Here is a 24,373-nt window from a genome sequence, read left to right as displayed (position 1 = left end):
TTGTTCGGCACGGTCTGGGGCATCTACCACGCGCTGACCGCCATCGGCATCTCGGGCCAGGCCTCGATCGACAAGGTTGCCGGCCCGGTCGGTGAAGCGCTGATCATGACCGCCTTCGGCCTGGCCGTCGCGGTGCCTGCGGTGATGGGCTACAACTGGCTGATCCGCCGCAACAAGGCAGTGCTGGAAAAGGTCCGCGCGTTCTCGGGCGACCTGCACAACGTGCTGTTGGCTGGAAAGAAATGAATGTTGGCCCCAAGACGCTGTGGGTCCACAGCGTCGCCCCCCGAGGGGAGCGAATTTCCTTGGGGCGGCCCGGCGGAAATTCCTGGCCCTCGCCCGAACGAAGGATAGTCACATGTCGATGACCGTAGGCGCCGCCGACGAAGGCGAAGAGCAGATGAACTCCAGCATCAACACCACCCCGCTGGTGGATGTGATGCTGGTGCTGCTGATCATTTTCCTGATCACGATTCCCGTGGTCACGCAGTCGGTCACGCTGAGCCTGCCCAAGGAAATCAACGTGCCCACCACCACCAAGCCGGAGAACATCCTGCTGGCGGTGACCAAGGACGGCGACGTGTACTGGTCGACCAAGCGCATTCCGGACCAGCAGACGCTGGTGGACATGCTCAAGAAGGAGTCGGTCAAGGACCCGCAGCCCGAGGTGCACATCCGTGGCGACGCCAACGTGCGCTACGAATCGGTGGGCAAGCTGATCGTGGCCTGCCAGCGTGCGGGCATTGCCAAGGTGGGGTTCATCACCGAACCGCCGCCGAAGGGCTGAAGGAGTAACCCATGGCCATGAGCGTAGGGTCGTCTGACGACGACATGATGGTGGAGATGAACACCACGCCGCTGATCGACGTGATGTTGGTGCTGCTGATCATGTTCATCATCACCATCCCGGTGCAGACGCATGCGGTGAAGATGAACATGCCGCAGAACAGCGCAAGCCAGCCGCCGCCCAAGCCGCCGGAGATCGTGCGCATCGACGTCGACTTCGACGGCACGATAGGCTGGAACGGCGAACTGGTGCCCACCCGGGCGGACCTGCAAGCGCGGCTGTACCGGCTGGCGCAACTGCCGGACCAGCCCGAGGTGCACCTGCGGCCCAACAAGCTGGTGACCTACAAGCACGTCGCGATGGTGATGGCCGAGGCTCAGCGCCTGGGTGTCACCAAGATCGGCATCATCGGCAACGAGCAGTTCATGGACTGAGCGGCTGTGAACGTCTCACTCAAAGCTTCTCTTCTCACGCTGGCCCTGACGCTCGCACTGGCGGCCAGTTTCGGTGCCGCAGCCCAGACTGCGCCGCCCGCCATTCGCCCTGAAGTCGTCAAACCGCTGCTGGCCTCGCGCTGATGGCGCAAGGCCTGGACGGTGCAGGGCAACGACGGCGCGACCGATCTGGCGCGGCTGTGGCCGCTGGCGGTGCGAGCGAACTTCAGGCCAGCATGACCAACTCGGAATATGGCGCGAGCATGGCGTCGGCGGTCAGCAAGTGCAGCGGCTCGGCCATCGCCTGAGCCACCAGCAACCGGTCGAACGGGTCGCTGTGATGCAGTGGCAACAGGCCGACGCCGGCTGCATGAGAAGCCCGCACCGGCAATTCGGAAAAGCCGCTGTCAGGGATGGCGGCGGCGAGCGCTTGTGGATCGGCTTGGAGCTTGCCAAGCTTGGCCTTGATGGCGATCTCCCAGATCGACGCGGCAGAGACAAAGACCTCGTCCGCGGACTCGATGAGACGCCGTGCCGCTGGCTTCAGTGAACGCGAGTCGGTGACGGCCCACAGGTAGATGTGGGTGTCCAGCAGCAGGCGCATCAGCGGCCCTCGAATCCGGCCAACACCTCATCGGGCAGCGGCGCGTCGAAGTCCGCGGCGACCTTGACCTTGCCTTTGAGCACGCCGAACCTGATCTTGCCCTTGCTGCTAGACAGTTGGGTGATGCGCGCGATCGGTTTGCCGTGGCGGCTCACGACCACGTCTTCGCCCGACGCTGCTTGGTCCACCAGCTGGGAAAGGCGGGTCTTCGCGTCGTAGATGTTGACTGGATTCATGGCGGGCGACTCGGGCAGAATTCAGACCAAGTCTAGTCTATTTGGCCTGCCTGTCGCAACCGCCATGGGTTCAGATCGTCACCACCCACCCCCGCCGTTGCATCAGCTTCGTAACGGCCCACCACACCGCCACGCCCGCCAACGCCCACAGGTGAGACGGCCACAGCGGGCCGGTCCAGGGGGTCATCCAGGCGAAGGCGTGGGCATACAGCGGGGTGCCCCAGCCGGTGCCTTCGAGCAGGCAGGTCAACAACCAGGCGCCAGCGTAGGCGGTGATGGCGTTGAGGCCGAAGGCTTGGCCGAGCGGGGGCAGACCTTGGCGGTCGATCAGGCGGTGGAACAGGGCCAGTGCCAGCGTGGCCCAGCCGCCGGCCCAGAGCACGAAAGAAGGCGTCCACAGCGACTTGTTCCAGGGCCAGACCAGCGAGCCGAGTGCGCCCAGCGTCAGCGCGACCAGCGCGAATGCCCACAGCCGTTGCAGCGCGCCGCGGCGCAAGGTCTCTCCAGCGATCAGGCCCAGCAGCGTGGTGGCCAGGGCGCCGAGCAGGCCCACCGGGCCTTCGGGGTCGAACGCGAGGTCGGTGGCTGCGTCCCATTGATAGGCGTAGCGGCCCAGCAGCCAGCTGTCGACACGCGCTTCGGCATTGCTGCCGGTTTGTAGGCCGCCGGGCGCCAGCAGCAATGCACCGTAGCCCAATAGCAGCGCAATGAACAACCAAGGCCAGCGGCCGCGCGGCAGCAGCGCGGCCACGCTGCCGGCCAGCCCGAAGCAAAGCCCGATGCGTTGCAGCACGCCAAACGGACGGAACGCGCGCGTGTCCATGGCCCAGTGCGCCACCGCGTGCAGCACCAGTCCGAGCAACACGATGCGCATCGCGCGCCACCACAGCGCGCCCGCGAGGCCCGCAGTCTCGCCACGGTCCCGTTTAGGTCCCGTGGCAAAGGCCAGCGACACGCCGACGATGAACAGGAAGCCCGGGAAGATCAGGTCGGTGGGCGTGCAGCCGTGCCACTCGGCATGCTCCAGCGGCCACCACACATGGCCCCAGTCGCCAGGGTTGTTGACCAGGATCATGGCGGCAACGGCCCAGCCTCTGAGGGCGTCGATGGAGGCGAGGCGAGGATTGGGTCGTTGCATGGGTGGGAGCGAGATCAGGCCGCCGGGGTGTGTTGTTCCGCTCATGTCCTCCGGCCTGCGGCCTCCCCCTTTACTTCGCTGCACAACACACCCCACCGTCCTGATCGGGCACGCGACTGGGCTGTTCGACCGTTGCAGTAAGACCCGCTTCCCGCAGCGGGTGTCGGGTGGTCACTGCAGCGAAGTAAAGGAGGAGGCCGCAGGCCGGGGGACATGAGCGGAAGTGACTACCCGGCGACCGCGACTCGCGCCTACCGGGACGGGAGGAGCTTTAGATGTTGCAAGGACTCGTCAACGGAGGATCGGTTACAGGTACCTGATCCAGATGACTCAAGCCCTCGCGGCGCAAACGCTGAACTTCCGCATCCACCTGCGCAGGGCTCAGTTGCTCGTCCTTCGCGTGCAAAACCCAGTCCACCTGCTGTCGCCAGATGCGCATGCCGGCACTGGTGGGCAGCAGGCCTTCGGGTGAGAACCAGAGGTTGAAGCTGATGGCCATGGGCTGCACCGGGTGGTTGCGGCCGCCGTGGGTGGCGAGGGGCTGGCCGTCGAGGAAGAGGCGGGTGTTGGTGGCGTCCACCTGCATCAACAGCGTGTGCCAACCGTCCAGCGCAGCGAAGTGTTCGTGGGCCTGGTTGTAGGCGGCCCAGGGGTCGATGCGCACGGTCTGCCAGGCAATGCCGTAGAGCCGGGTCTTGTCGCTGCCCCAGCCGCCGTTGGCGAGGTACTCCCAGTCCAGCTCGCTGAACTCGGGGTCGAAGTCGAAGCGCAGCGGGGCGACGGCGTAGAAAGTCTGGATGATGGGGTCGCCATCCGGGCCGCGCTCGGGTGTGTCGTGGAAGTGGATGCGGGCGGCGTAGGTGCCGCGCAGGAACTTGCGCTGCTGGCAGAGCTGGGCTTGGGCACTGTGGGCCGGCGTGCCGTCCGTGCGGGCTTCGAGTTCCAGCAGGCGTGCGCCGGTGGTGTGCGGGTCGGCCACCAGGCGCAGCGTGTTCGGGCCCCAGGCGGCGCCGGCGATGCCGGGGTGGCCTGCTTCGCTGCGCACGATCCAGCCGTTCTGGCTCAGCGCTTCAAGCGAGGGCTGGCTGAAGTCGTCGAAGAAGAGTTCGGTGGACTGCGCGCTGGCGCAGGCAAACAGCGCACTGGCCATCAGCAGCGGCCTCATGCGGGAGAACCTTCGCCGGCAGGTGTTGACTGGGCGGCTGGCGCGCCGTCGCGGTCGGGCAGTTTGACCCAGACCAACAGCGCCAGCGCTGGCACGCCGCAGGCGATCGTCCAGTAGAAGAAATGTTCGTAGCCCAGGGCGGCCTGCAGATCGCCGCTGATGGTCTTGGAGAAGATGAAACCCAGCTGCATCACGCCGGAGCCCAGCGCGTAGTGGGCGGTCTGGAACGGGCCGGGTGCCACGGCCTGCATGATGTACAGGATCATGCCGACAAAGCCGAAGCCGTAGCCGAACATCTCGATCATCACCGCGATGGCGATGTCGCTCAGCGTGCTGGGCATGCCGGGCAGCGAGGCCAGCAACGTTGGCAGCGCGATGCCGCTGTCCACGGCCGGCCGCACATGCGCAAGCCACGCGAAAGTCATGTTGGGCACGGCCATCGCGATGATCAGCAGCGGCATCGCGCGCTTCAGGCCCAGCCTGGAGGCGAACAGGCCGCCCAGGATGCTGCCGACCAGGAAAGCCGCGGTGCCGATGCCACCGTAGATCGCGCCGATCTGTTCGGTCAGCAGGCCCAGCCCACCGGCCTCGCGCTTTTCCAGCAGGAACAGCGGGCCGATGGTCTGCACCTGGCCTTCGGCAAAACGGAACAGCACGATGAAAAGAATGGCCAGCCAGATGCCCGGCTTGCGGAAGAAGGCGACGATGACTTCCTGCAGCGTCTGCCACACGGCCTGGGCGCTGCGCGGTGCGTTCGCGGCCGAGGCCGGCGAGGGCAGGGCCCAGGCGTTGTAGCTGGCCAGCAGCGCGAGCAGCAGGGCCAGGCCGCCGAAGATGGTGGACCAGGCGTTGAACACGCCGACCGACTTTTCCAGATGGCCGGCCCAGACGATCAGTGCGCCCAGCGTGAGGAACTTCGAGGCATTGAAAAACGCGCCTTGCCAGCCGGCATAGGCGGCTTGCTGCGGCGCGCTGAGCGAGGCCATGTACAGGCCGTCGCAGGCAATGTCGTGCGTGGCCGAGGCGTAGGCCAGCAGGCACAGCACGGCAATGGTCAGCGCGAAGAAGGCCGGCGACTGCAGCACCAGCGCCACCGCGCCCAGGCAGACCGCGCCGGTGAACTGCATCGCCACGACGATGCGCTTCTTGCTGCGGAACAGTTCGAGGAACGGGCTCCACAGCGGCTTGATGGCCCAGGCCAGGCCCAGCACCCCGGTCCAGCGCGCGATCTCCTGGTTGCTCACGCCCATGTTCTTGAACATCAGCCCGGCGATCAGCATCACCACCCAGAACTGCATGCCCTGCACGAAGTACAGGCTGGGCACCCAGCGCATCGGCGAACCGCCAGCGCGGTGGGGAAAGGAGGCGTCAGACATCGCGGGCTCCGGGCAGGCGGTTCAGGGCAACAGGGGAAGGTCTCAGCGGATCGGTGGCACCAGCTCGACCGGGGCCACGCCCGTCGCTTGCAAGCGGCCGGCCAGCCAGTCGGTGACGGCTTCCAGCGCGCCTTCGGCGTAGCCCCAGCTGACGAGCGACGGGGCGGGCACGTCCAGCACCTGGAACGGATTCCACAAGGCGATGTGCAGCGCGGGCTGCCACGTGGCGGCTGCAGCTGGGTAGCGCTTGCGGTGGTTGGACACCAGCACCAGCGTGCGGCCATCGTCCGGCAGCGTGCCGAAGTCGAAGCTGGTCAGGTCCTCGACCAGCAGCATCTCGACATCCGCGTCCAGCGCGAACAGTGCGCGCACCGCGGCGCCTTCCAGGCCGGCTTCGGAGACGCCGTCGCAGTCCACGCGGGCCTGCGTCAGCACACGCAGCCGCGTGCCGCTGGTGGGCGGCAATGCGCCGGCCAAGGCGGTCAGGCCACGGCGCCAGCCGTCGCGTGCCAGCGCTTCGTCGGCGGTGCGCTGCTCGGGGGCGTAAGGGCGCGGTGTTGCGGGAAAGCGGGCGGCCAAAGCGTCCAGCCGGGCGGCCGAGCGCTGCACCTGTTCGGGCAGCAGTTCGCCCTCGCGCAGTGCGAGTTCGATGGCCTGCACCGCGGCAGCCTGTTCCTGCGGCAGGCCTTGCGCCAGCGGCATGTCGGCACCGGCCTGCAGCGTCAGCACCGCGGCGCGGGCATGGCCGTAGCGCTCGTGGATGGCCTTCATCATCAGCGCGTCGGTCAGCACCACGCCGCCGTAGCCCATGTCCTGCCGCAGCAGGCCGGTCAGCACGCGGTGCGACAGCGTGGCCGGGTGCTGCGGGTCCAGTTGCGGATAGACGATGTGGGCGGTCATCACGGCGGGCGCATCGGGTCCGATGGCACGGAACGGGATCAGCTCCAGCGCATCGAGTTCTTCGAGGGACTTGTCGACGGTTGGCAGCGCGTGGTGCGAGTCCACGTGCGTGTCGCCATGGCCGGGGAAGTGCTTGAGGCAGCAGCCCACGCCCTCCTTCAGCGAACCGCGCATCCAGGCGGCTGCCAAGCGGGCCACGCGGCGCGGATCGGCGCCGAAGCTGCGCTCGCCGATCACCGGGTTGGCCGGGTTGTTGTTCACGTCCAGCACCGGCGCCAGGTTCCAGTTGATGCCCAGGCTGATCAGGCCACGCGCCACGGCGGCACCGGTGGCTTCGGCCAGGGCCTCGGCTTCGGCGATGTCGGCAATCGCGCCAATCGCCATCGCGCCCGTCGCATGCGGCAAGGCGGTGAAGCGGTTCACCGAGCCGCCTTCCTGGTCGATGGCGATCAAGGCGCTGGGCCCCAGCACCTCGCGCAGGTCCGTGCAGAGCTTGCGCACCTCGGCTTCGGTGCCCAGGTTGCGGCGGAACAGGCAGATCGCGCGGATGCGGTGCCGGCGCAGGAACGCCGCCGTCTCCTCCGACAAAGAGGTGCCTTCAATGTCGACCATCACCAGATGGCCCGGGTGGAACTCGGCGTGCATGGGTGGCGTGGGTTTACTTTGTCAGCGTCACTTTGCTGAGGTGGCGCGGCTGGTCCGGGTTCGCACCGCGGGCGCGGGCCAGGGCTTCGACCATCGGGTAAAAGCTCTGGATCGCGGCAATCGGGTCCAGGTCCTCGTTGGCCGTGGGCGCCAGCGGCAGCTCGGCACCGGGCGTGCCGGCGGGGGCGGCCAGCAGCACGCGGCCACCGCGCTGGCGCATCTCGGCGGCCAGCGTCAGCAGGCCGGCCTGGGCCGGGCCGTGCGGTGCGAACACCAGCAGCGGATAGCCTTCGTCCACCAGCGCCATCGGCCCGTGCTTGACCTCGGCGCCCGAGAAGGCCTCGGCCTGGATGCCGCAGGTTTCCTTGAACTTCAGCGCGGCTTCCATCGCCACCGCCAGGCCGGTGCCGCGGCTGATGACAAACAGCTTGTCGGCGCCGGTCAGCACCTCGACGGCCGGCGTCCAGTCCAGCGCCAGCGCTTGCGACAGCGCTTCGGGCAGGGCCTCCAGCGCGCGCAGCAGCGCCGCGTCCTGCTGCCAGTTGGCGACCAGGCGTGCGCCGGCCACCAGCTGGGCGATGTAGCTCTTGGTCGCGGCCACGCTCTTCTCGGGCCCGGCGTGCAGCGGCAGCACCCACTGCGCGGCCTCGCCCAGTGGCGAGTCCACCTGGTTGACGACAGCCACGGTGCGCGCGCCGCCGGCGCGGAAGAAGCGCGTGGGGGCGACCAGGTCCGGGCTCTGGCCGGACTGCGAAAACGCCAGCGACATCAGACCCTCGCAGTGCAGCGAGGACTGGTAGAGCGTCAGCAGCGACATCGGCAGCGAGGTCACCAGCCGGCCCATGCGCGCCATCGCCAGGTAGGCCATGTAGTGGGCGGCGTGGTCCGAGCTGCCGCGGGCGACCGTTAGCAGGCCTTGCAGCGGCTGCTCGCGCAGGCTGCGGGCCAGGGCTGCGTAGGTGTCGGCGTCGGCCGCCATCTGGCGGGCCACGGCGGCCGGGGCCTCGCGGGTCTCTTCAAGCATCCTGGAGTTCAATCGACTCTCCTTCCACGACCACGCGCTGCAGGGTCAGCGCAGGGTCCAACATCACGAGATCGGCCATCGCGCCGGCCACCAGGCGGCCGCGTTCGGCCAGGCCCAGGTAGTCGGCCGCGAAGGTCGAGGTGCGGGCCGAAGCCTCGGTCAGGTCCAGGCCCAGGCTGACGAAATTGCGCAGCGCCTGGTCCATCGTCAAGGCGCTGCCGGCGAGCGTGCCGTCGGCCAGCCGCACGCCGCCCAGGCACTTGAAGACCTTGTGCCGGCCCAGGTGGTACTCGCCGTCTGGCATGCCGGCGGCGGCAGTCGAGTCGGTCACGCAATACAGCCGCGGAATGGTGCGCAGCGCGACCTTCAGCGCGCCGGGGTGCACATGCAGCAGGTCCGGGATGATCTCGGCGTAATGCGCATGCGCCAGCGCCGCGCCCACCATGCCGGGCTCGCGGTGGTGCATGCCGGTCATCGCGTTGAACAGGTGGGTGAAGCCACCGGCCCCGGCCTCCAGCGCGGCCACGCCGTCTTCATAACAACCGGCCGTGTGGCCGACCTGCACGCGGAAGCCTTCGGCCACCATCTGACCGATCAGCTGCAAATGGCCGGGCAGCTCGGGCGCCACGGTGATGAGCCGGATCGGTGCCAGCGCATGCAGCCGGCGCACCTCGCTGATGGACGCCTCGCGGGCGAAGTCCGGTTGCGCGCCCAGCTTGCCGGGGTTGATGTACGGGCCTTCCAGGTGCACGCCCAGCACGCGCGCGCTGCCGCCCTGGCGTGCGGCGCAGATCGGGCCCATGGCCTGGAACGCGGCCTCGATCTCGCCGGCCGGCGCGGTCATGGTGGTCGCCAGCAGCGAAGTCGTGCCGTGGCGGGCGTGGGCGCGGGCGATGTGCAGCGCGGCGTCGCCGGCGTCCATCGTGTCGTGCCCGCCGCCGCCGTGCACATGCAGGTCGATGAAGCCGGGCAGGATCAGCGGCTCGCCGCTGGCACGCGCTTCGCGCTCGCTGACCGGCCGGCCGCTGATGGCCTGGATGCGGCCTTGCGCATGGCGCAGCTCGCCATGCACAAAGCCTTCGGGCGTGAGGATGTGGCCGTGCAGCGTGCCGTAGGGCTCGCCGTTCGCGCCGACCGAAGCTGCCACTGGCGCGTTCATGCGGCGGCTCCTTGCGTCAGGCCCAGCTTGCGGCGCACCAGGTGGATCGCGCCATCGGCCGCGTCGCCCTGGGCTGCCCTGCAGCGGCTGCGCAGCATCGGCGGCAGGTAGGGCAACAGGCGCTGGGCGATGCTGCCGCTGCAGACCACCGGCAGCTGGCCGGCCGGGTCCAGCGCGCGCACCATGTCGCTCAAGGCGGTGGCGGCGTCGCGCAGCAGCGCGGCGGCCATGGGGTCGGCCGCTTCATGTTCGAAGACCAGCGGCGCCAGCGCGGCATACGCGCGCTGTCCGGCCTGGGCGCACCAGGCGCGCATGGCAGGCACGTCGGCACCGGTGGCGGCGAGGATGGCCTTGGCCAGCGGGCCTGCGGCCACCTGGCCGTCCAGCACATGGTGGGCATGGCGCACCGCCTGCAGGCCCAGCCAGGCGCCGCTGCCTTCGTCGCCCACGCCAAAGCCCCAGCCGCCCACCGTGCGGTGGTGCCCGTCGGCCCACAAGGCTTCGGCCACACTGCCGGTGCCTGCGACCAGCACCAGCCCGGGCTGGCCGCCGTGCGCGCCCAGCAATGCGGCCAGCGCATCGCTTGCGAGTGCCAAGTCCTGCAGGCCGGGCGCGTGTTGCGGCTGGGTCGCGATGAAGGCTTCGCGCAGCGCCAGCACATGCTCGCCGGCAAGGCCCGCGCCCAGCGCGCAGTCGCTCCAAGAGGCGTCCGGCGAACCCGCGGCGGCAAGCGCAGCGCGGCTGGCCTGCAGCACGTGGCGCCAGGCCTGTTCCACGCCTTGCGACAGGCCGGACGGGCCGGCCTCGCCAAAGCCCAGCACGCTGCCCTCGGGCGAGCAGACGCGGGCCCGGGTGCCGGTGCCGCCGCCGTCCACGCCAATGATGAAGCGCAAGCTCAACGCAATGCCCCCTTTGATGGTGTCGAGTGAGTCGATTCGTTTGATACCAATATAGTACCAGAAGAAGACCAGCATCAACATGAACCAGGGTGAAGCAGGGTAAACCTTCGACTTCCGAGGCTTGTCTTCAGGCCGTCAAGCGCATGTGCATTAGTACCAATTTAGGACCAGATAATGCCAAGGCCAGCGTTGGCCTCAGGTCGACCAGATCCGCGGTGGCGCGCCATCCAGGCCCCATTGCAGTGTGCGCCAGCGCGCGCGCACCTGGCGCCACAGCCCGAACAGTGGCTCCACCCGCGAGGCCAGCGCGCGGCAGACCAGCATCTGTGCGTCCGGCGAGGTGGCGCCGGCAAAGCTGGCCAGCGGATGGCCGGCGAAGACCTCGCGGGCGGCGTCGAGCAGGGCATTGCGTTGGGAGCTGGCAATCGGCGAGCCCGAGGCCAGCCACAAGGTGCCCAGCACGCGCCGGCCGGCCATGCCCAGCGGCGAGTCCAGCAGCAGCGTGTCGCTGGCATCCAGGCGGGCGCGTTCCAGCCACACGCCGGGCAGTTCCATCTGCTGGGTGATGCGACCGGCATCAAACGCCTGGTTGGCCGCCGGCAGTCCCAGCGCCAGCATTTCCCAGCCCATCATTTCGGCACCGGGTGCCAGCTCGAAGCGCAGCCGGTTTTCAGCCAGGCAGCCGCGGTAGGCAATCGTTTCCAGCGGCAGCCATTCCAGCCGTGCGCCGGGTGCGAGCTGCACATGCACCGTCTGTGTGGCGAGCTCACCAGCGCTGCGGTAGAAGCGCGTGGCGCCAGGCGTGGTGATGACGGCGTGCGTGCCTTCGGCCTGCTGGATTTCGACCTTCAGCTCATCCCCGCCAACGATGCCACCGGGCGGGTGCACCAGCACGTGGTGGCAGATGCCAGGGCCTTCGGGGTAGAGCCGCTGCAGCACGCGCAGCGGGCCGGAGTGGCGGTCCAGCGCGATGGTGCGTTCGCCATCGCGGGTGTAGTGCAGGTGCAGGTGGCCTTGCCAGCCCATGAGGTGAACGCAGTAGAAGCAGGAGCCGGCAGTGTAGAAGCTGCCAGCGCCTCGGTCTTCAGCGCGTGTGCCAGAAACGCCGGTGCGGGGCCAGCAGTTCGTCGCGAAGCTCGGCCAGCGGGCCGATCACTTCGATGGCTTTCTGCCCGCGCGCGAACAGCTCGCGGCAGGGCAGGTCCAGCGTCGGGTTCTCGGCGTGGTTGCCGGTGAGGGCCAGCAGGTCGGCCTCGCTGGCGCCGTAGACCAGGCGGCCGATGTTGGCCCAGTACTGCGTACCGGCGCACATCGCGCAAGGCTCCAGCGTGGTGACCAGCGTGCAGTCCCACAGCATGGCCGGCGCATACAGCCGCGCGGCCTCGCGCGCCAGCACCGATTCGGCGTGGTTCACCGTGTCCACATTGCCTTGCGTGAGCAGCACGGTCTCGCCGTCCGGCGCCACCAGCAGCGCGCCGAATGGGTGGTGGCCAGCGTCCATCGCCTGGCGCGCGACTGCATTGGCGGCGCGCAGGTGCTTGAGGGTGTGCTCGTTGGTCCAGGTGGCCATGGGGTGCCTTTTAATGTTCTTGCGAGCCGCGGTGGGCCCAGACGTTGGTGCGCTTCAGAATTGAGACTGCCGAGCCTTCCCCCTCGCAAGAGGGATGCGTAACTTGTCCGCGTGACGTAAGGTGCATGCCGTTCTGCCTCCCAAGGCAGCCTGGAAAAGCCTCGGGCTTCTCTGGATATCAGCTGGCTCCCGCTTTCTCGCCTCGCTGATTGTTCCATCGCTCGAACCAATGGATCTTCACGAGAAACGAATGGGAGGCGCTGCATGAGGAGCAGTGCGGTTTGCCGCTGGTGTTGGTCTGTTGTAGGCGCAGTGCTCTTGCAGCTTGGCGCCGCGCACGCCGCTCCCAGTTTCCAGTACGCGAGGTTGCAGCAGCAGCTTTCGCAACCAGACGAGCGGGTTGACTTCGCTGCGGCAAAGCTCGTTGTGGATCGATTGATAGAGCCCTCGATTAACGAATCTTTTGTGCTGCTTGAGATCGACTCGCTCGTCCAAGCGGTTCGTGCACGCACGCCTGCGGGACTCTCCCTCCGCGAGCGCATGGATGTCCTGCTGTCCACCCTCTACACACCAGGGCCGTGGAATGGGAACCGTCCCTTCACCTATGACTTGAAGAACCCTCTCGGAACGGACGCGCACAGCAAGCTCCTTTCAAGCTACCTGCAGACGCGAAAAGGCAATTGCGTTTCGATGCCCACCTTGGTGGCCATCATCGGGCAGCGTCTTGGTTTGACCGTGACACTGAGCATCGCGCCACAGCATATGCTGGTGAAGTTCGCTGATGGGCAAAGCTGGCTCAATGTTGAAGCCACCTTTGGGGACTATAAATGGGACAGCAGCTACGTGCGCGAATTGGACATCAGCGCCGATGCCATGCGAAATCAAATCTATCTGCGCCCGTTCACCCCGCATGAGGCCGTTGGCCTCATGGCTCACGTCTTGATGGAGCAACTCAATCACCAAAAGCGTGGCGATGAGCTCATGGAAATAGCGGACATGCTCCTTGCGGTCGACCCCAAGGACACAACCGCGATGGTGCAAAAGGCGAACGCCTACTACATACAGCTTCAGGACCGCTACATTAGCCGGTACCAGACCATCGGTGACATTCCTCCTGAATTGCAGAAAGACTACCGCATGCGCAGCCATGCCAATCTCGAATGGTTCGCCAAGGCCGAAGCGCTCGGCTGGGCGCCACCAACCGAGGAAAACACAAACGCCTATCTCAAATTCATTCAACGTCAACGGGCACAGGAAGGGATCAAAAAATGAGAAACTACAAAGTAGTGGCCTGCATGGCCATGTTGCTTGTCATGTTCTTGGCAAACACGGTGCAGGCACGGCTCCTATCTGCCGACTCTGCGATGACCGATGTCAACTCGGCGTTGCGCGTTGAGGCCAACTGCGCCGCCAAGGCTGACACCGTCAGCGCCCATTCGAGCAACTTTGATATCGGCCACGAGCCTGTTGCCGATCAGGACCTGACGCAGCCGAGATACCACGATTCGTTGCTGGGAAGGTTTGTGTCGAAGGATCCGGAGCCGGTCAGCACTGAGGACGGTTCAAACTTCAACCGGTACAACTATGCCAACAATAATCCATATCGGTATACGGATCCGGATGGAAGAGATGCCGTAGTCACGTATAAAAGGGATGGAAGTATCGGGATCGCTGTTCCCATAAAATTTTCTGGTCCTGGTGCGACAGCTGCAAACGTTTCTTCAATCAAATCCCAAATCCAATCCGTTTGGAGTGGCACATACAATATAGGAGGTGCTGACGTGAATGTCTCTGTTAGCGTGGTAGATGGGGCAACAGACGGGAAGCTGAATAACATTACTCTAACAACGGGATTAACATCGTATACCGCTGCAGCGGGTGCATCATTTGTGAGTAACGGGAACTCAGGTGAATGGAATACAAATTCCGCGGGAATGGCTGCGGGGGAGGCCGCTCATGAGGCAGGACATCTAATGGGAGCAGCGGATCACTACACGTCTAGCAAAGATGCGACAGGAACACGGGTAACTTCGCCAGCTGACGGGTTTAAAGGTAATTTAATGGGTCAATTGCCTGGAAAGCCGGATTCGAAAAACATGTCAGAGATCTTGAAGAGTAGCGAAAAGAATAAAGTCAACAATGAGATGAAATGAAATATTTACATACCCTCTCATTCGTAATACTCCTGTGTGCATCCATCGGAACGTCTGCAAGTGACGCAAAGAAGGTTGTGCCAAATGGCCCATATTCCTTCTGCAATGTTTACTTAGCCGATGGTTGTTTTGGGATTGTGCAAGGGGATGTCCTTACCATGCAGGTGGTTATGGATTTTGTTGAATATGAGGTTAGATTTTCATCTGGGGCGACTGCTCATTTATATTCAGGATTCAATCCCAATCTATCGGAAAGTGCCGGGATTGACTTCATAAAATGCGCTTGGCAAAGTGGATTCTCTGAATGCAAAACTAGAAGTTTGCCTGGTGGGCGGATTGAATATCTTGCTAGACGCAATAGCCAAAGCACCTCAATTCATCTTGTAATTGACGCCAGTCAAGCGAAAGAGAATTCCGAGTCGTTCATTAGAAATATTAGAGCATGCTCAACTAAATCTGGCAAAATTCAGTGCATTGAAAATGCACGCCGGGCAGTGAATTAAAACGTCGCTTCCTCAAATCCGAAGCATAGCAACCGATCTCACGTGCACCCTATGCCGGGTGCCGCGCTTCAGACTTGAGACCGCCCCTATAAAGTTCACAGGGGCAGGCGCTACGCCTGCAAATATAGCAAATATGTCGAATGATATTTCATCGAGATGGAGTGGTACATATGACATAGATGGGCATAGTGTTGATGTGAGCGTGAAGGTCACAACTGGGGCCATGAACGTGATTAATCTGGTTAATGGCTCCACGTCCAGTACCTCAGGAGCTTCATTCGTTAGCGGGGTAGGCGGGACAACGGGAGAGTGGAATGCGTCTTCTGCTGGCATGAGTCAAGGCGAGGCTGCGCATGAAGCCGGGCATCTAATGGGTGCTGCTGATCACTACTCTGAGGGGAAGGCGGCTGACGGCAAACGTGCCACTACGCCGACGGCCGGCTACGGAGGGAATTTAATGAGCGAGTTGCCAGGCAAAGCCGACGCTAGAAATATCAAGGAAATACTTAGCGCACCCAATCCGACCATTAAGGAAGTGAAGTGACAATTGCCCGATCCATCCATGCCTTGTTGATTGCAACAACTTTTCTTCTTGCTGCATGCACTTCTGTACCTAAATTTGAAAAATCAGAGAATTTGGGGTATGGGTTTCAACTTGTCCAGGCGCGGGTAGCTTCTTCAGCTTTCGAGGGGGTTGGCCATTATTCTTATGTATATCAAGCGGAAAAGAAGATTTGCCGCTGCACTAGAACAGAATTCTTCATTTCCCCTCAGGGCAAGTACGCGATCTTCTTAGATGAAGAGGTTGGTCGGATTGAACTATTGGATGTGGGATCTGGTAGGGTGGCAGCGATTGGAGATGGATATCTTGCCACACCAGAGGCGGTGATCTGGAATGGGGAAGAGACTGAGGCGGTTATTAGATTCTTCCAGAATATACCCGGGCAGGGAAATAGAGAGCCGTTGACTGTGAAATTGAACGAATTTGCATAGGTCGAGAAAATATCGACCGCCGGCTGCCGAGCCTCTATTGGCAAGTTGCTGAAAGGCAAACCTGGCGTCACCCGCAAGTCGCTCCAGAGGATGAGAGCCTGCTAGTGTGATGATCGGGCATCTTCGAAAGACCGTCAGCCCAGCAGTTCGTGCAGCGCAGCGGCCACGACCTGGGTTGCGCGGCGCAGGTCACTCAGCTGCAGGTGCTCGTCGGCGCGCTTGGCATTGCTCTCCAACACGGTGCGCGGGCCTGCCCCGTAAATCACTGCCGGCACGCCGTGTTCCCCATAAAGGCGCACGTCGGTGTAGAGCGGCGTGCCGGAGGTGTATGGCCGGCGCATAGAGCCGCGCTGCCTCGCGCGCCAGCACCGATTCGGCGTGGTTCACCGTGTCGACGTTGCCCTGCGTGAGCAGCACGGTCTCGCCGTCCGGCGCCACCAGCAGCGCGCCGAACGGGTGGTGGCCGGCGTCCATCGCATGGCGGGCCACGGCATTCGCCGCACGCAGGTGCTTGATCGTGTGTTCGTCCGTCCAGGTGGCCATTCAGGTGCCTCTTTCAATGACCTTGCGAGCCGCGGTGCGCCCAGCCGGTGGTGCGTTTCTCCACGACCGAGAAGAACTCGTACATCAGCATCGCCATCGCGCCCACGACGACCAGCCCGGCAAACGCCAGCCCCATCTGCATCGACGAGCCGGCCGAGACCAGCAGGTAGCCAATGCCTTCGTTCGAGGCCGTCATCTCCGAGACCGTGGTGCCGACGAAGGCCAGCGTGATCGCCACCTTCAGCGAACCGAAAAAATACGGCATCGAGCGCGGCAGGCCAACCTTCATCAGCACGTCCCAGCGCCTGGCGCCCAGCACGCGCAACACATCCTCCAATTCTGGCTCCAGCGTGGCCAGGCCGGTGGCGATGTTGACGGTGATCGGGAAAAACGAGATCAGGAACGCGGTGAGCACCGCCGGGCCAACGCCAATGCCGAACCACACCACCAGGATGGGCACGAAGGCCGCCTTGGGCAGCGCGTTGAAGCCGGTCATCAGCGGGTAGATCGCGGCATAGGCCAGGCGCGAACTGCCGATCAAAAAGCCCAGCAAAACGCCAACCACGATGGCAATGCCGAAGCCCGTCATCGTGACCCAGTAAGTGCGCCAGGCGTGCTTCAGGATCTCGCCACGGAATTCGACGATCTGCTCCCAGATCTTCAGCGGGCTGGGGAAGATGAATTCGCTGACCTGCAGGCCGGTGCACAGCGCCTGCCAGATGACCAGCGTGAGCACCAGCAGCACCCACGGCGAAATCGCTTCGAGGCGGCGCGCCTTTGCGGCCGCCGTGGTCATTGGGCAACCTCCGTACCAGTCTTGCGCATGGCGCCAATGTGCCCGCGCAGCTCATGCACGATCTCCGAAAACGGCGCCGAGTAGGTCACCTCCAGGTCCCGCGGGCGCGGCAGTTCGATCTCGCGCTTCACGACGAAGCGGCCGGGGCTCTTGCTCATGACGTAGACGGTGTCGGCGAGGAACACGCTCTCGCGCAGGTCGTGGGTGACGAGGATCACGTTGAACTTCTGCGCCGCCTGCAGGTCGCGCAGCGTGCACCATAGTTCCTCGCGGGTGAAGGCGTCCAGCGCGCCAAACGGTTCGTCCAGCAGCAGCATCTTCGGCTCATGCACCAGCGCACGGCAGATGCTGGCGCGCTGCTGCATGCCGCCCGAGAGCTGCCACGGGAACTTGTCTTCGTAGCCGCCCAGGCCGACGCTTTGCAGCAGCTTGCGCGCCTTGGCTTCGTACTCGGCCTTCTTCTGCTTGAAGCTGCTGCGGTAGGGCTCGACGATCTCCAGCGGCAGCATCACGTTTTGCACGGTCGTGCGCCAGGGCAGCAGGCTGGGCGCCTGGAAGGCCATGCCAGTGATCTTCAGCGGCCCGGTCACTTCCTTGCCTGCGATTTCCACCGTGCCGCGGCTGGGCCGCTTCAGGCCGGTGGCCAGCTTCATGAAGGTGGACTTGCCGCAGCCCGAAGGCCCGACGATGGCGATGAACTCGCCCTCGTTCACCTGCAGGTTGATGTCTTCGACGGCGAATTTTTCCTCGGCCAGCAACTCGTCGTTGTAGGCCAGCCAGACGCCTCTGAAGTCCACGAAGGAAGGCATGCCGGTCTCACTTGCCGAAGATGTTGCGCTCAGCGGCACTGGGCAGGAAGCTGCCGTTCCAGACGGTGTCGGGGTTGATGCGGCCCTTGGTCGTGAACGCGTCGGCCACCTGGCTGGCCATCAGCGCCAGGCGTGGCTTGTTGATGTCGCCAAAGCCTTCGGCCTTGGCGTCCGGCGTGGCGACCGAAGCGTCCAGCGCCATCTTCAGCCGGCGCTCTTCCAGCTCGGCGTTGATGATGCCGTCGCGCGCCTTGACCACCGCGATGGCGCCCTTGGTGTCGGACATCACGGCCTTGGTGCCCTTGGTGAAGGCGCGCAGGAAGGCCTTCACCGCTTCCGGGTTCTTCTTGAGGAAATCTTCGCTGGTGATGATGGCGTTGCCATACAGCTTCACACCGTATTGCGGATAGCTCATCACCGTCACGTCGGCCGGCTTCACGCCGCGCGCCTCCAGGCTCAAGAGCGAGGTGAACGAGAAGCCGGTGATCGCGTCCACGTCACCCTTGGCGAGCATCGTTTCGCGCAGCGCAGGGTCCATGCTGATCCATTCGACCTGGCCCACGCCGTTGGCCTTCTGGAAGATGGGAAAGCCGCGGCGGCCGGCGTCGAACACCGGCGCGCCCAGCTTCTTGCCGGTCAGGTCGGCAGGCGTCTTGATGCCGCTTTTCTTCAGCGCCAGCACTGCGGCCGGCGTGTTGTTATAGACCATCATCACGGCGACCGGCTTGTTCGGCGCGCTCGGGTTGTTGGCCTGGAACTCCATCAGCGCGGCCATGTCGGCAAAGCCCATGTCGTACGCGCCGGAGGCCACGCGGTTGACCGCGTTGCCCGAGCCGTTGCCGGCGTCGACCGTCACGTTGAGCTTCTCGGCCTTGAACAAGCCCTTGGACACCGGCACCAGGAACAGCGCGCTGGGGCCTTCGTAGCGCCAGTCGAGCTGGAACTTGATGGTGGTCTCCTGGGCCTGGGCCGAGACACAGAGCGCGAGGGTGGCGGCAGCGGCCAGCAGGCGGCGACGGCTGGCGGAAAACAGGGGCGCGAACACGGGCATGGGATCTCCACTCAAGGCACAAAGAGACGACGCAAGAACAAGGCCGCGGTGGACCGATTTCGTTCTGCATGCAAAACTGTATGCAATTAGTGTGCGCAAGGTGCTGCGCTGCCCGCACTTCGTGCGCGGCGCGGGAGATCAGCCCAGCAGTTCGTGCAGCGCGGCGGCCACGACCTGGGTTGCGCGGCGCAGGTCACTCAGCTGCAGGTGCTCGTCGGCGCGCTTGGCATTGCTCTCCAACACGGTGCGCGGGCCTGCCCCGTAAATCACTGCCGGCACGCCGTGTTCCCCATAAAGGCGCACGTCGGTGTAGAGCGGCGTGCCGGAGGTGGGGATGGCTTCTCCGAAGATACGTTCAGCCTGGCGCTGCAGCGCCTGCGCGAGCTTTTCGTGGCCGGGCAGCGGTTGCAGCGCACGCGCCAGCAGCAGGCGCTTCAGCTCCAGCCGCACGCCGTGGCTGCCGGCAACGGTCTGCTCGATCAGCGTGCGCAGCTCGGCCTCGACCTCGGTCGCGTCTTCCTCAGGAATCATGCGGCGGTCCAGCTTCAGCACCACCTTGCCGGGCACGACATTGGTGTTGCTGCCGCCTTCGATGCGGCCCACGTTCAGGTACGGGTGGCGGATGCCGGCGACGGCGGAGGTGCGCTGGCGCAGCGTCGTGTCGCTGTAGTCGTACAGCGCGTTCAGCAGCCGGTTGGCCGCGCGCAGCGCGTCCACGCCGGTCTCGGGGTAGGCTGCGTGCGAGGCCAGGCCGTGCAGCGTGGCTTCCATCTGCAGGCAGCCGTTGTGCGCGGTGACGACCTGGTAGCTGAAACCGGCAGCGATCAGCAGGTCGGGCTTGGTCAGCCCTTGGCGCAGCAGCCAGCCGGGCCCAAGTTCGCCGCCGAATTCCTCGTCGTAGGTGAAGTGCAGCTCGACCGCGCCTTGCGTGGGCCGCTGGCCCTCGGGCAGCGCGGCCAGTGCGCGCAGCGCGAAGGTGTAGGTGGCGAAGTCGCTCTTGCTGACGGCCGAGGCGCGGCCATAGAGCCTGCCGCCTTCGCCATCGTCCACCACTTCACCGCTGTACGGCCCGTGCGTCCAGCCTTCGCCGGGCGGCACCACGTCGCCGTGCGCGTTCAGCGCAATCGTCGGCCCGCCGGGGCCGAAGCGGTGCCGCACGATCAGGTTGGTGATGGACTGCATGCCTTGCGCGGCCACCTCGTCGGCCGGCACCGCATGCGCCTCGGCCTGCAGGCCCATGCCGGCCAGCAGCTCGGCGGTGCGCTCGGCGTGCGGCGCATTGTTCCCAGGCGGCGTGTCGGTCGGCACCTGCACCAGTGCTTGCAGGAAGCGGGTTTCGTCGTCGAAATGGGCGCTGATCCACTGGTCCAGCGAAGCGAAGGCGGGGTTCATGGTGTGCTCTTGTTCTGAGGAAACGCCGGGCCGCCCCAAGTTTCCTCATCCCCCTTGGGGGGCGGGCTGGGCGCCGCCCAGTCCTGGGGGCTCTCGTTCGCCAAATCCTGCAGCAGCTTGGCAAAGGCCTGCACCGCCAGGTCCATGTCGTGCGCGGTGCTGCTTTCCAGCGGGTTGTGGCTGATGCCGGCGTTTTCGCCGCGCACAAAGAGCATGGCTTGCGGCATGGCTTCGTGCAGCTTCATCGCGTCGTGGCCGGCGCCGCTGGGCATGGTGTGCACCGGCAGGCCAAGCGAGGCAACCGCCCGTTCCCAGCGTGCCTGCCAGGCGGGGGCGCTCGGCGCGGCCGGCGCTTCGAGGATGCCGTCCAGCGTGAAGCTCACGCCGCGGCGTTCGGTGATGCCTGCCAGCTCGGCGCGGATGTCGGCCACGCAGGCGTCTCGCACTTCGTCGGTCGTGGCGCGCACGTCCAGGCTGAACTTGCAGCGGCCGGGCACCACGTTGATCGAACCTTGAGGCACCTCAAGTTGCCCCACGGTGGCAACCAGGCAGGGCTGTTCTGCCGCGCGCCGCTCCACGTACAACGCCAGTTCGGCGAATGCGCAGGCGGCGTCGCGCCGGCGGTCCATCGGCGTGGTGCCGGCATGGCTGGCCACGCCGGTGATCTCGCCGAGGAAGCGCCGGCTGCCGTTGATCGAGCTGACCACGCCCAGCGGTAGGTCCAGTTCATTGAGCACCGGGCCCTGCTCGATGTGCACCTCGACAAAGCCGAGGTATTGCGCCGGGTCGCGCTGCAGCGATTCGATCGCGTCCATGCGGCCGGGCAGGCCAGCGGCGCGCATCGCGTCGCGCATGGTCACGCCGTCGGTGTCGGCCTGGTCCAGCCAGTCGTGGTCGAACTGGCCGACCAGCGCGCCTGAGCCCAGGAAGGTGGCCGGGTAACGCTGGCCCTCTTCCTCGGCAAAACCGACCACCTCGATGCCGAATGGCAGGCGCTGGCCGCGCTGCTGCAACTGCGACACCACCGCCATCGGCACCAGGATGCCGATCCGGCCGTCGTACTTGCCGGCATTGCGCACCGTGTCGTAGTGCGAGCCGGTCAACAGCCGCGGCGCGGTCGGGTCTTCGCCCTGCGCGTCCTGGCCGTGGTACAGGCCAATGACATTGCCCACCGCGTCCAGCTTCACCTCGTCGAAGCCGGCTTCGCGCATCCATTTTTTCAGCTGGCGGGCGCAAGCCTGGTGGGCGGCGGTGAGGTAGGTGACGGTCAGCTGGCCTTGCTCGGCAAAGCCGGGGTCGCTGTGCACCGCCAGGGCTTCGGCCCAGTCCCACACCCGTTCTCCTTGCGTGGGCTGCTGGGCGAACTTGTCGGCCAGGCGCAGCTCGGCAATGCGGTGGATCTGGCGCAGGCTCTCGGCGCGTTCGATGTCCGGGTGGTGCTTCAGCCGGCGCTCGAAGGCCGCGATGATGGCCGCGCGGCCCAGGCCGGTGCCACGCGGGCCGCGCACCGCGAGCAGGAAGGGAAAGCCGAAGCGCGCGTTGTAGGCGGCGTTCAGCGCCTGCAGGTGGGCGAACTCTTCCGGCGTGCAGTGCGTGAGCCCGGCGCTTTGCTGCTCGCCAGTGGATTCGCTGGTCAGCGTCCTGGCCACCATGGCCTTGCCGGCCAGCTCCGGGTGGGCGCGGATCAGGCCCAGTTGCTCATCGGCCGTGGCTTCGCGCACCGCCTGCACCAGCGCCAGCTTCAGCTGCGCCAGCGTGGCGAATGGGCGCGCCGCCGCGGCGCGCTCGGCGATCCACGGCGAATGTTCGTAGACACCGTCCAGCAGCGCGGTGAACTGCGCTGGCGTGGCGTCGTTCAGGTCGGCGAGCGACAGCCTTGAAGGTTCCAACAGCCGTGCGGGTTCGGGGGATGCCATCAGCTTCACTCCCAGACAAAGGCGGTGGCGGCGTCGAAAGGGTGCGTGGCCTTCCAATGCCGGGCGATGTCGATGCGCCGCGTGACCCATACGCGCTCGTGGGCCTGCACATGGTCGAGGAAACGCTGCAGCGCGCGCATGCGGCCCGGGCGGCCCAGCAGCCGGCAGTGCATGCCGATGCTCATCATCGCCGGCCGGTCCTCGCCTTCAGCGTACAGCACGTCGAAGCTGTCGCGCAGGTACTGGAAGAATTCATCGCCGTGGCTGAAGCCCTGCGGCAGCGCGAAGCGCATGTCGTTGCAGTCCAGCGTGTAGGGCACGACCAGTTGCGGCGCCAGCGTGCCGTCGGTCTTGCGCACCTGCAGCCAGAAGGGCAGGTCGTCGCCGTAGTAGTCGCTGTCGTATTCCAGGCCGCCGTGGTCGGCCACCAGGCGGCGGGTGTTGGGGCTGTCGCGGCCGGTGTACCAGCCCTTGCCGTGCAGGCTGTTGCCATGCGGGTCGCCGCCGGTGAGCAGCCGCAGGCTGTCCAGCGCCAGCGCCATGTGGGCGCGCTCTTCGGCCTCGGGCGTGTTCTGGTAGTGGATCCAGCGCAGGCCGTGGCAGGCGATCTCGTGGCCCAGCTCGACAAACGCAGCAGTGACTTCGGGACAGCGCTCCAGCGCCATCGTCACGCCGAAGATGGTCAGCGGCAGGCCGCGTTTCTCGAACTCGCGCAGCAGCCGCCAAACGCCCACGCGCGAGCCGTATTCGTAGATGCCTTCCATCGACAAATGTCGTGCCGGGAAGCTCGGCGGGTTGAACATCTCCGAGAGGAACTGCTCGCTGCCGGCGTCGCCATGCAGCACCGAGTTTTCGCCGCCTTCCTCGTAGTTCAGCACGAACTGCAGCGCCACCCGGGCCTGGCCGGGCCATTGGGGGTGAGGCGGGTTGCGGCCGTGGCCGTGCAGGTCGCGGGGGTAGCGCATGGAAGAAAGCTCTCTAGGGTTGGAGGGCTAGGGTTGCAAGGCGCTGGCCAGGTCGCTCACGCGCGGGTTCAGCCGCAGGTTGCGCTCGACGTTGCCCAGGTGCTCGGCCATCAGCGCGACGGCAGCGTCGGCGTCCCGCCTGGCCAGTGCGTCGACGATGGCCACGTGCTCGGCCTGCGAATGCTCGGCCGAGTGCGAACTCTGGTACATCAGCGAGATCAGCGAGGAGCGCGACAGCAGGTCGCCCAGCAGCTCGGCCAGCACTTCGTTGCCCAGCATGCCGGCCAGCACGGTGTGGAAATCGGCCAGCAGCCGGGTGCGGCCGGGCACGTCGGTGCGGGCCACCGCGGCCTGCTCATCGGCCAGGTGGCGGCGCAGCGTCGCGACTTGGGCCTCGGTGATGGTTTCGCAGAGCCGGCGCAGCATGGCCGACTCCAACATCAGCCGCACCTCGAAGACCTGGTGCGCTTCTTCGACGCTGGGCTCGCGCACGAAGGCGCCGCGGGCGGGCGCCAGCACCACCAGGCGGTCGCGCGAGAGCTGGTTCAGCGCCTGGCGCACGAGGGTGCGCGAGACCTGGAAGATGTCGGCGATCTGCTGCTCGGCCAGCTTGGTGCCGGGCATCAGCCGGCGCTCGACGATGGCGGCGGTGACCGCGTCGACGATGCGCTGGGTCTGCGTCATCTGCGCGCTGTCGTCCGCGGCCGGCAGTTGCACCTCGGGCACCTCGGCGGCCGTCGTGCGGGCACGCGGCTTGCGAACAGAGCTGTCGGGGCTGGCGGTGCTGCGTCGGGTGGCCATGGGCGCGATGATGGGGGTGGAACGAAGGCCGAGAGTCTAGGTGGGTCGCAGGCTTGTCTTGTGTATGCTGCAGTGTATACAATTTTCTCCACGCACTCACGGCCGGCTGACCCTTTGAAACAACCGCTGCAGGGCGCGCAGGAACATCATGGGACGACTCACCACCCACGTGCTTGACACGATGAACGGCTGCCCCGCGGCCGGCATGGCGGTTGCGCTGTACCGGCTGGCGGCGGAAGGCAGCGCCGAGCCACCCGTCCGATTGGCCACGCTGCAGCTGAACGCCGATGGCCGCGCCGATGCGCCGCTGCTGCAGGGCGACAGCTTCCAGCCCGGCCGCTATCGGCTGGTGTTCGACGTGGCGGCCTACTTCCGTGCCAAAGGTGCCGAGCTGCCCGAGCCGCCGTTCCTGGACCAGGTGCCGCTGGACTTTGGCCTGGCCGACACCGCCGCGCACTATCACGTCCCCTTGCTCGCCAGTCCCTGGGCCTATTCCACCTACCGGGGCAGTTGA

The 24,373-nt window shown here is 65.7% G+C and carries 28 protein-coding genes and 1 pseudogene; 10 read left to right on the top strand and 19 right to left on the bottom strand.

Annotation, left to right across the window (positions count from 1 at the left end; translation table 11 throughout):
* The 4 genes from AC3WR5_RS26925 to AC3WR5_RS26910 all read left to right on the top strand — a co-directional run.
* On the top strand, positions 1-246 hold a 246-nt coding region (locus AC3WR5_RS26925; RefSeq protein WP_492488493.1), incomplete at its 5' end, for a MotA/TolQ/ExbB proton channel family protein.
* Positions 247-358: 112 nt separating this feature from the next.
* Complete coding sequence (locus AC3WR5_RS26920; RefSeq protein WP_492488492.1) at positions 359-787, top strand: ExbD/TolR family protein; 429 nt, start codon at positions 359-361, stop codon at positions 785-787.
* Between the two features lie 11 nt (positions 788-798).
* Positions 799-1,221 (top strand): ExbD/TolR family protein, encoded by a 423-nt coding sequence (locus AC3WR5_RS26915; protein WP_492488490.1) that lies wholly within the window; start codon positions 799-801, stop codon positions 1,219-1,221.
* Between the two features lie 6 nt (positions 1,222-1,227).
* Positions 1,228-1,365 (top strand): hypothetical protein, encoded by a 138-nt coding sequence (locus tag AC3WR5_RS26910; RefSeq protein ID WP_170200994.1) that lies wholly within the window; start codon positions 1,228-1,230, stop codon positions 1,363-1,365.
* A gap of 82 nt (positions 1,366-1,447) precedes the next feature.
* Here the strand turns inward: AC3WR5_RS26910 and AC3WR5_RS26905 are convergent, their stop codons facing one another.
* The 11 genes from AC3WR5_RS26905 to AC3WR5_RS26855 form a co-directional block, all read right to left on the bottom strand.
* Positions 1,448-1,825 carry a type II toxin-antitoxin system VapC family toxin gene (locus AC3WR5_RS26905; protein WP_141289635.1) on the bottom strand — a complete coding sequence of 126 codons (378 nt, stop codon included), beginning with the start codon at positions 1,823-1,825 and terminating at the stop codon, positions 1,448-1,450.
* A complete protein-coding gene (locus AC3WR5_RS26900) occupies positions 1,825-2,061 on the bottom strand; it encodes a type II toxin-antitoxin system Phd/YefM family antitoxin (protein ID WP_141289634.1) in 237 nt (78 codons plus the stop codon). The genes AC3WR5_RS26905 and AC3WR5_RS26900 overlap by 1 nt, the downstream gene beginning before the upstream one ends.
* Positions 2,062-2,131: 70 nt before the next feature.
* A complete protein-coding gene (locus tag AC3WR5_RS26895) occupies positions 2,132-3,199 on the bottom strand; it encodes an acyltransferase family protein (protein ID WP_492488487.1) in 1,068 nt (355 codons plus the stop codon).
* Positions 3,200-3,470: 271 nt separating this feature from the next.
* Positions 3,471-4,364 carry a glycoside hydrolase family 16 protein gene (locus AC3WR5_RS26890; RefSeq protein WP_492488485.1) on the bottom strand — a complete coding sequence of 298 codons (894 nt, stop codon included), beginning with the start codon at positions 4,362-4,364 and terminating at the stop codon, positions 3,471-3,473.
* Complete coding sequence (locus tag AC3WR5_RS26885; protein ID WP_492488483.1) at positions 4,361-5,740, bottom strand: MFS transporter; 1,380 nt, start codon at positions 5,738-5,740, stop codon at positions 4,361-4,363. The genes AC3WR5_RS26890 and AC3WR5_RS26885 overlap by 4 nt, the downstream gene beginning before the upstream one ends.
* A 42-nt stretch (positions 5,741-5,782) precedes the next feature.
* The gene (gene nagZ, locus AC3WR5_RS26880; protein WP_492488482.1) at positions 5,783-7,285 is read right to left on the bottom strand and encodes a beta-N-acetylhexosaminidase; all 1,503 of its coding nucleotides are present in this window, start codon (positions 7,283-7,285) and stop codon (positions 5,783-5,785) included.
* A 13-nt stretch (positions 7,286-7,298) separates the two neighbouring features.
* Positions 7,299-8,309: an SIS domain-containing protein gene (locus AC3WR5_RS26875; RefSeq protein WP_492488481.1), complete on the bottom strand. Its 1,011-nt coding sequence runs from the start codon at positions 8,307-8,309 to the stop codon at positions 7,299-7,301.
* Positions 8,302-9,468 carry an N-acetylglucosamine-6-phosphate deacetylase gene (gene nagA, locus AC3WR5_RS26870; protein WP_492488480.1) on the bottom strand — a complete coding sequence of 389 codons (1,167 nt, stop codon included), beginning with the start codon at positions 9,466-9,468 and terminating at the stop codon, positions 8,302-8,304. The genes AC3WR5_RS26875 and nagA overlap by 8 nt, the downstream gene beginning before the upstream one ends.
* The gene (locus AC3WR5_RS26865; RefSeq protein ID WP_492488478.1) at positions 9,465-10,367 is read right to left on the bottom strand and encodes a glucosamine kinase nucleotide-binding domain-containing protein; all 903 of its coding nucleotides are present in this window, start codon (positions 10,365-10,367) and stop codon (positions 9,465-9,467) included. Before AC3WR5_RS26865 ends, nagA begins: the two co-directional genes overlap by 4 nt.
* 195 nt (positions 10,368-10,562) lie before the next feature.
* Positions 10,563-11,393 (bottom strand): urease accessory protein UreD, encoded by an 831-nt coding sequence (locus AC3WR5_RS26860; RefSeq protein ID WP_492488476.1) that lies wholly within the window; start codon positions 11,391-11,393, stop codon positions 10,563-10,565.
* Positions 11,394-11,451: 58 nt separating this feature from the next.
* On the bottom strand, positions 11,452-11,937 hold the full coding sequence (locus AC3WR5_RS26855) for a nucleoside deaminase (protein ID WP_492488474.1): 486 nt from the start codon (positions 11,935-11,937) through the stop codon (positions 11,452-11,454).
* 318 nt (positions 11,938-12,255) lie between these two features.
* Here AC3WR5_RS26855 and AC3WR5_RS26850 point away from each other — a divergent pair, with 318 nt between their 5' ends.
* From AC3WR5_RS26850 to AC3WR5_RS26830, 5 genes are all read left to right on the top strand, one after another.
* Complete coding sequence (locus tag AC3WR5_RS26850; RefSeq protein ID WP_492488472.1) at positions 12,256-13,209, top strand: transglutaminase family protein; 954 nt, start codon at positions 12,256-12,258, stop codon at positions 13,207-13,209.
* Positions 13,206-14,090 carry an RHS repeat-associated core domain-containing protein gene (locus AC3WR5_RS26845; RefSeq protein WP_492488470.1) on the top strand — a complete coding sequence of 295 codons (885 nt, stop codon included), beginning with the start codon at positions 13,206-13,208 and terminating at the stop codon, positions 14,088-14,090. The genes AC3WR5_RS26850 and AC3WR5_RS26845 overlap by 4 nt, the downstream gene beginning before the upstream one ends.
* Positions 14,087-14,593, top strand: a complete 507-nt coding sequence (locus AC3WR5_RS26840) for a hypothetical protein (protein WP_492488468.1) — start codon at positions 14,087-14,089, stop codon at positions 14,591-14,593. The genes AC3WR5_RS26845 and AC3WR5_RS26840 overlap by 4 nt, the downstream gene beginning before the upstream one ends.
* 223 nt (positions 14,594-14,816) lie before the next feature.
* Positions 14,817-15,137, top strand: coding sequence for a hypothetical protein (locus tag AC3WR5_RS26835; RefSeq protein ID WP_492488466.1), 321 nt, complete (start codon positions 14,817-14,819; stop codon positions 15,135-15,137).
* A complete protein-coding gene (locus AC3WR5_RS26830) occupies positions 15,134-15,586 on the top strand; it encodes a hypothetical protein (protein WP_492488464.1) in 453 nt (150 codons plus the stop codon). Before AC3WR5_RS26835 ends, AC3WR5_RS26830 begins: the two co-directional genes overlap by 4 nt.
* 134 nt (positions 15,587-15,720) lie before the next feature.
* Here the strand turns inward: AC3WR5_RS26830 and AC3WR5_RS26825 are convergent.
* The 8 genes and pseudogenes from AC3WR5_RS26825 to AC3WR5_RS26790 all read right to left on the bottom strand — a co-directional run.
* Positions 15,721-15,912, bottom strand: a pseudogene (locus AC3WR5_RS26825) (peptidase M20); the annotation flags it as partial.
* A gap of 230 nt (positions 15,913-16,142) precedes the next feature.
* Positions 16,143-16,925, bottom strand: coding sequence for an ABC transporter permease (locus tag AC3WR5_RS26820; protein ID WP_492488463.1), 783 nt, complete (start codon positions 16,923-16,925; stop codon positions 16,143-16,145).
* Positions 16,922-17,734 carry an ABC transporter ATP-binding protein gene (locus tag AC3WR5_RS26815; RefSeq protein WP_492488461.1) on the bottom strand — a complete coding sequence of 271 codons (813 nt, stop codon included), beginning with the start codon at positions 17,732-17,734 and terminating at the stop codon, positions 16,922-16,924. Before AC3WR5_RS26815 ends, AC3WR5_RS26820 begins: the two co-directional genes overlap by 4 nt.
* Positions 17,735-17,741: 7 nt before the next feature.
* Positions 17,742-18,785 carry an ABC transporter substrate-binding protein gene (locus tag AC3WR5_RS26810; RefSeq protein ID WP_492488459.1) on the bottom strand — a complete coding sequence of 348 codons (1,044 nt, stop codon included), beginning with the start codon at positions 18,783-18,785 and terminating at the stop codon, positions 17,742-17,744.
* Between the two features lie 138 nt (positions 18,786-18,923).
* Positions 18,924-20,177 (bottom strand): M20/M25/M40 family metallo-hydrolase, encoded by a 1,254-nt coding sequence (locus AC3WR5_RS26805; RefSeq protein ID WP_492488457.1) that lies wholly within the window; start codon positions 20,175-20,177, stop codon positions 18,924-18,926.
* Entirely contained in the window at positions 20,174-22,093 is a 1,920-nt protein-coding gene (gene uraD, locus AC3WR5_RS26800; protein WP_492488455.1) for a 2-oxo-4-hydroxy-4-carboxy-5-ureidoimidazoline decarboxylase, read from the bottom strand. Before uraD ends, AC3WR5_RS26805 begins: the two co-directional genes overlap by 4 nt.
* Before the next feature lie 5 nt (positions 22,094-22,098).
* Positions 22,099-23,058, bottom strand: a complete 960-nt coding sequence (puuE, locus tag AC3WR5_RS26795; RefSeq protein ID WP_492488453.1) for an allantoinase PuuE — start codon at positions 23,056-23,058, stop codon at positions 22,099-22,101.
* Between the two features lie 27 nt (positions 23,059-23,085).
* Positions 23,086-23,742: a GntR family transcriptional regulator gene (locus tag AC3WR5_RS26790; protein ID WP_492488503.1), complete on the bottom strand. Its 657-nt coding sequence runs from the start codon at positions 23,740-23,742 to the stop codon at positions 23,086-23,088.
* 265 nt (positions 23,743-24,007) lie between these two features.
* Between AC3WR5_RS26790 and uraH the strand changes: the two genes are divergently transcribed.
* Positions 24,008-24,373 (top strand): hydroxyisourate hydrolase, encoded by a 366-nt coding sequence (uraH, locus tag AC3WR5_RS26785; RefSeq protein WP_141288457.1) that lies wholly within the window; start codon positions 24,008-24,010, stop codon positions 24,371-24,373.

This window comes from Ideonella sp. FW305-24 (assembly GCF_058788035.1).
Note: the sequence above shows the minus strand (reverse complement) of the source record. Positions and strands in the feature narration are given on the sequence as shown.